The 5,297-nt window shown below is 46.0% G+C and carries 7 protein-coding genes; 6 read left to right on the top strand and 1 reads right to left on the bottom strand.

What is annotated here, in order from left to right:
* The first annotated feature begins 59 nt into the window (after nucleotides 1-59).
* From VN429_RS01190 to VN429_RS01165, 6 genes are all read left to right on the top strand, one after another.
* Complete coding sequence (locus tag VN429_RS01190; protein WP_325628912.1) at nucleotides 60-863, top strand: ATP-binding cassette domain-containing protein; 804 nt, start codon at nucleotides 60-62, stop codon at nucleotides 861-863.
* Nucleotides 860-1,567 (top strand): GTP-binding protein, encoded by a 708-nt coding sequence (locus VN429_RS01185; RefSeq protein ID WP_325628909.1) that lies wholly within the window; start codon nucleotides 860-862, stop codon nucleotides 1,565-1,567. Before VN429_RS01190 ends, VN429_RS01185 begins: the two co-directional genes overlap by 4 nt.
* A 5-nt stretch (nucleotides 1,568-1,572) precedes the next feature.
* On the top strand, nucleotides 1,573-2,187 hold the full coding sequence (locus tag VN429_RS01180) for a (Fe-S)-binding protein (protein WP_325628907.1): 615 nt from the start codon (nucleotides 1,573-1,575) through the stop codon (nucleotides 2,185-2,187).
* 9 nt (nucleotides 2,188-2,196) lie between these two features.
* On the top strand, nucleotides 2,197-3,123 hold the full coding sequence (locus VN429_RS01175) for an ABC transporter substrate-binding protein (protein WP_325628905.1): 927 nt from the start codon (nucleotides 2,197-2,199) through the stop codon (nucleotides 3,121-3,123).
* Nucleotides 3,124-3,220: 97 nt separating this feature from the next.
* The gene (locus tag VN429_RS01170) at nucleotides 3,221-3,958 is read left to right on the top strand and encodes a HesA/MoeB/ThiF family protein (RefSeq protein ID WP_325628903.1); all 738 of its coding nucleotides are present in this window, start codon (nucleotides 3,221-3,223) and stop codon (nucleotides 3,956-3,958) included.
* Between the two features lie 27 nt (nucleotides 3,959-3,985).
* A complete protein-coding gene (locus VN429_RS01165; RefSeq protein WP_325628902.1) occupies nucleotides 3,986-4,258 on the top strand; it encodes a ubiquitin-like small modifier protein 1 in 273 nt (90 codons plus the stop codon).
* A 111-nt stretch (nucleotides 4,259-4,369) separates the two neighbouring features.
* Here VN429_RS01165 and VN429_RS01160 read toward each other — a convergent pair whose 3' ends face one another.
* Nucleotides 4,370-4,954: a TlpA family protein disulfide reductase gene (locus tag VN429_RS01160; protein WP_325628900.1), complete on the bottom strand. Its 585-nt coding sequence runs from the start codon at nucleotides 4,952-4,954 to the stop codon at nucleotides 4,370-4,372.
* Nucleotides 4,955-5,297 lie beyond the last annotated feature (343 nt).

The raw sequence follows: 5,297 nt of genomic DNA, 5'->3' as shown, positions 1-5,297 counted from the left end.
GGGTAATTTACTGTTGCCGCTTTCTATCTCCTTAAATGCCCAGACATAGACGATACTTCATGGAATCCCTCCAGAATTATATCATCACTATCCTGCCAGGCCGGAGCAGAGACGGTCAGGAGGAGCTTTTTGAGCGGATTGATATTCAGCCTGGTGACTCCGTATCCATCGTTGGATCAACCGGATCAGGCAAATCTGCATTCATTAATGACATTGAAGTTCTTGCGCAGGGAGATACAATCACCCGGAGAACTATCAAGATCAATGGCGTCGAACCTCCGGAAGAGATGGTACGCAATCCCGCAAAAAAGCCGATTGTTATGATTACTCAGAATAACCGGTGTATAGCAGATTTGAAAGTCGCTGATTTTCTCGCATTGCACATGAAGGCCAGGGGAATTGCCGGTCAGTCCCTTCTTCTTGAAACCGTTGAGCTGGCAAACGAGTTCACTGGTGAGAAGATCCTCCCACACTATCGTATGACTGCCCTTTCAGGAGGTCAGACCCGCTCGCTCTTTATCGCAGATGCTATTCGGATCGGTGACGCCCCTATCCTCCTTCTTGACGAAGTAGAGAATGCAGGAATTGATAAGGAAAGGGTCATCACCAGGATCAAAGAGCATCGCCGTGCTGTTATCCTCGTCACGCACGATCCTCTGCTTGCCCTGAGCACTGACCGGAGAATTGTTATGCAGAATGGAGCCGTTCGTGAGGTAATTCACCCAGCAGGATCTGAACAGACCCTTGTAAGAAAATTATCTGAAATCGACCAGTATGTCTCTGGTATCAGAGAAAAACTGCGATTTGGTGAGCGCTTTTCTGATGCACCGGTGGTTATTTCGAAAGCAAAGGTGACAGCATGAAACTTCTCATTGTTGCCGGACCACCAAGCGTAGGAAAGACTGCAGTTATCAGGCAGGTTATCAAGGAACTCTCTGGAGAGTTCAAGCCATCATACCTGAAGATCGATGTCGTCAGAGCCTTTGAGGATGAAGAACTGAGAGAAGAGTTTGGCATTCCAACCCGCAAAACCTACTCCGGCGATGTCTGTCCTGATCATATGGGTATCCTGGTCCTTGCCGATGCCCTTGCCTGGGCAGTTGCAGTTGAATCTGATCTCCTGATTGTGGAGAGTGCTGGACTTTGTTTGAGGTGTACTCCATATACTACCCAGTCTCTTGGAGTCGTCGTCCTTTCTGCAGTGTCAGGAAGCAAAGCTCCCCTTAAGATGGCTCCGATGATAGCCCTTGCTGATGTTGCTGTAGTCACCAAGGTTGATCTCGTTTCACAGGCTGAAAAAGAAGTGTACCGTGAGGGTATCCTCTCTGCCTCTCCTGAAATTGAGATAATTGAGACTAATGCACTTCAGGGATCCGGTCTGCGGTTCCTGATAAACAAGATCAGGTCATTCCCTGATGTTGAGGATGCCGGAACAGTTACCCTCCGCGGAACTCCTCCTCTCGGAGTCTGCACGGTCTGCATCGGTAAGAAGGAGATCGGATGGCAGAATCATTTTGGAATCATTAGAACCCTGGACAATGCAGAACCTATCTACCGGGGTGACTGAACAAGATGGTCTGGCAACCTCCAGGCAGGGATTGTGGTGCATGTGGATTCTCCACCTGTACCGAGTTCTCAAAAGCTCTCTTAACTGGCGATAGGTCAAAGGAAGATTGTCCGTATTCGGTGACTGCATCAGAACATACTGCCAGAACGGTATCCTATTCAGGAGTTGATGTTGCAGGAAAAGAGTATGACTTTGTAATCAAGGCCTTTCCCGGAGAACCATCTGCACGGAAATTTGTCGTTCCCTTTAGAGCAGATCTTGTTGAAAAATGGGATATCAAGGCTGGAGATTTAATAACTGGCAGGCCGGCAGGCCCTGGTTGTCCGCTCTACCATGCACTCAGGGTTCTGTCTGCAAATCCGGTTACCGGTGTCCTTGAATGCCATACTGTAGGTCCCCTTGCAGCCCGTTCAGAGGAGGCCCATGATGTTCAGGCTTATCACGTTCATGCGTTTGAGGGAATTGCAGAGCCGATAAAACGACCACCGATTCTGGGAATCAGGCAGTATTTCCTTCCCGGTTATTGTATGATCGATCTCGCACACACGGCTCTTGTAAACATGGTTCTTCAGAAAAAGGACGGTATACACGTCCGTGTGGAGGATATCAGGATTCTCTGATATACTCTTATGACACTTCATCGAATCCGTATTGGTCATCTTTCAACAGTATACCATACGGCTTTCATTTTAATGGGCACTGATCTTCTGGAAAAGAACCAGATTCAGGCTGAGTGGACTCTTTTTCCTTCTGGTCCAGATATCATCAGGGCAATGGAGAAAGGTGACCTCGATCTTGCATATCTTGGACTTCCTCCGTTTATTATTGGTCTTGACCGGGGACTTCAGGCACGATGCGTTGCCGGAGGTCATATTGAAGGCACAGTAATCATTGCAGGCCCTGCTGTTCTCCCACTGGATTCATATTCTGATATGAATGATTTTCTCGATCAGTTCGCAGGAAAGAGTATTGGAACTCCTCCCAAGGGTTCTATTCATGATATCATCGTGAGGGACCTTCTTTCCAGATATGGAAAAGAAACAGTTCATGTGAAGAATTATGCCTGGGCTGATTTTCTTCATGATGCTCTTGAAGATGGGGAGATAGCAGCTGCAGCCGGGACTCCTGCACTTGCGGTGGCAGCACGCCGGTATGGATCTGCACAGATCGTGGTTCCTGCTGAGAAAATATGGCCGTTTAATCCAAGTTATGGGATCATTGCTACCGATGACCTGATAAGAAGAGGAGACATTGTTCCGGCTTTTATCCAGGCTCATGAGGATGCATGCCAGATGATACGCAAAAATCCCGGGGAATGTGCAAAAATTGTTGCAGATACCTGTGGATTTGTAGATGAAATCTTTGTAGAGGAGGCATATCGGATATCTCCGCATTATTGTGCGGCCCTTCCACCGGAGTATGTCAAATCAACAAAGGATTTTTCTCATACATTGCATACCCTTGGATCAACTGTGAATCGAATTTCTGAAGATGATATCTTTGATCTGACCATTGTGAATGAGATTCATCCGGCTGGCCACCATTATCGGGACTGAATTAAATGAATACCAGAGGTGGTGATGATGTCAAAATTTGCCCGGATCACCGGGGTTTTATGGATCATCACGGAACTCATAGTACTGACTTGTTTGTATGACATTAACACCGTACGATCAAAAGCGATATAACCGCCAAATTCTGATTCGTGGATTTGGTGATGCCGGGCAGGAGAAACTGAAAGATGCCACTGTGTTTATCGCAGGATGTGGCGGGCTTGGTAGTCCGGTCGCAACGTATCTTGCTGTAGCAGGGGTTGGCCATCTTGTCATTGTTGATATGGATATTGTTGACCTGTCAAACCTGAACCGTCAGATATTGCACTGGGATGAGAATGTTGACCAGTATAAAGTCAAGAGCGCCAGTGTGAAACTTGCTGCCATTAATCCTTCTATCAAAGTGACAGCCCTTCAGGAGAAGATTGATGAGGATAATTATCTGGATCTCACCAAGGGTGCTGACCTCATCATTGATGCAATGGATAATTACCCAACCCGGTATCTTCTCAATAAGGCAGCAATTCACCATAACATTCCATTCATCCATGCATCTGTATGGGGTCTGGAAGGTCGTCTTACCACAATTATTCCTGGCAAGACCCCATGTCTTGAATGTCTGGTACCAGAAGCTCCTCCCAAAGAGGTCTTTCCGGTACTGGGGGCAACGCCAGGTGTCCTTGGAACATTGCAGGTGACTGAAGCTATTAAGGCTCTTACCGGCGTAGGTCAACTCGCTTTAAACCGCATGGTGATATATGATGGTGAGTATCTGGAATTCCATGAGATTCCAATCGTCCGCAATCCCCATTGCCCTGCATGCTCACATCTGAAATAGATCAGAGAAGAAATATAGGCAATAATTATGACTCTTAAAGTAATTCTGTTTGCAAACTACCGGGAAACAGCCGGTGTAAAAGATGTTGAACTTGACAATGTCAAGACCGTACAGGATATTATTACTGAATTGACGAGCCGGTATCCTGGTCTTACCGCTCTTCTGTTTCAGGATGGAGAATTGAAGCGGTACGTGAACATTCTGGTGAACGGAACCGGTTTTAAAGATCTTGACGGTCTTTCAACACCGGTCCATGAAGGCGATGAGATTAAACTCTTTCCCCCCGTTTCGGGCGGATAAGATGTTGTGGGCAGTTGTCTTTGATAACTGATTAAAAAAGGTCTGGCATAAAGTCCAGATGAGTAAATATCAGGTTCCAGAAATTTCTGGACCTTTCATTCTTCTTGTGTATTAACAAAGCTCTGATAGGATTGATTTCAGTTTAGATTCAGGAAACGCCCCGTCCCCTACGTACGTGATTTTTTTATTGCATATGATCAGGGTCTGAGGGAGTGACTGCACAACTTTTGGCCCTACTGTCTGGATTAAACCCTTTGTCAATTCAGTGGGGGCAGCAATGTACATCCCAACAAACTGGTTTTTCTCAATATGACTCTTTATCATTTCAGTATTTTCCCGTGAATCCAGATCTATTCCCAGTACTGTGTATGCTCCCGGGTTTTCTTTGAGGAGTTTTGCAGTTTCACGGAGTTGTATTGAACAGGCCGGGCACCAGACTGCAAATGAATGGATTATTACCGGTTTTCCTTCTTCTGCCAGTTCTTCAATGGTGGTCTGCTTTCCGGTGATTGTATCAGTTATTGGTACAGTCATCCACGATGACTCATTACCTGATTGGGTTATGTGAGTAGATTGTGGTGAATTCGATTTTGAGATTGTCTGGTTCCCGGTGTCAGGATTTGTGCAGCCGGCTGATAGTATGACTGCCATAAGACAGAGTATCAGGATCAGAATCCGGGTATCTACTCGTTGCATATACAGAGTTCGTAATTTTGAGGATAATAGCTTGTTGAATGTATATCCATCATTCGTGAACCTAATGGAATACTTATTTTTGACGTAAACGAGCGAGAAGCAAAAAAATTCCAAAATTCGGAAGTAGCCTCCCGATTCCTATTATTTCAGTGCCCGAACCTGGAAATAACAGTGGTATTGATCTCGGTTCTTGGCCCATCCTGAAAATAACGATTGAGTTGATCTACATTTAAGAGCCTGAACTTGAAAATAGTAGCTATAATTATCTAGAGCCAGAACCCGGAATTGAACCGGGCTGTGCTGATCTGCAGTCAGCTGCATAGCCTCTCTGCCATTCTGGCTG

The organism is Methanospirillum sp., assembly GCF_035560735.1.
Taxonomy (GTDB): domain Archaea; phylum Halobacteriota; class Methanomicrobia; order Methanomicrobiales; family Methanospirillaceae; genus Methanospirillum.
The sequence above is the reverse complement of the archived record's forward strand: the minus strand, read 5'-3'. Positions and strand labels throughout refer to the sequence as shown.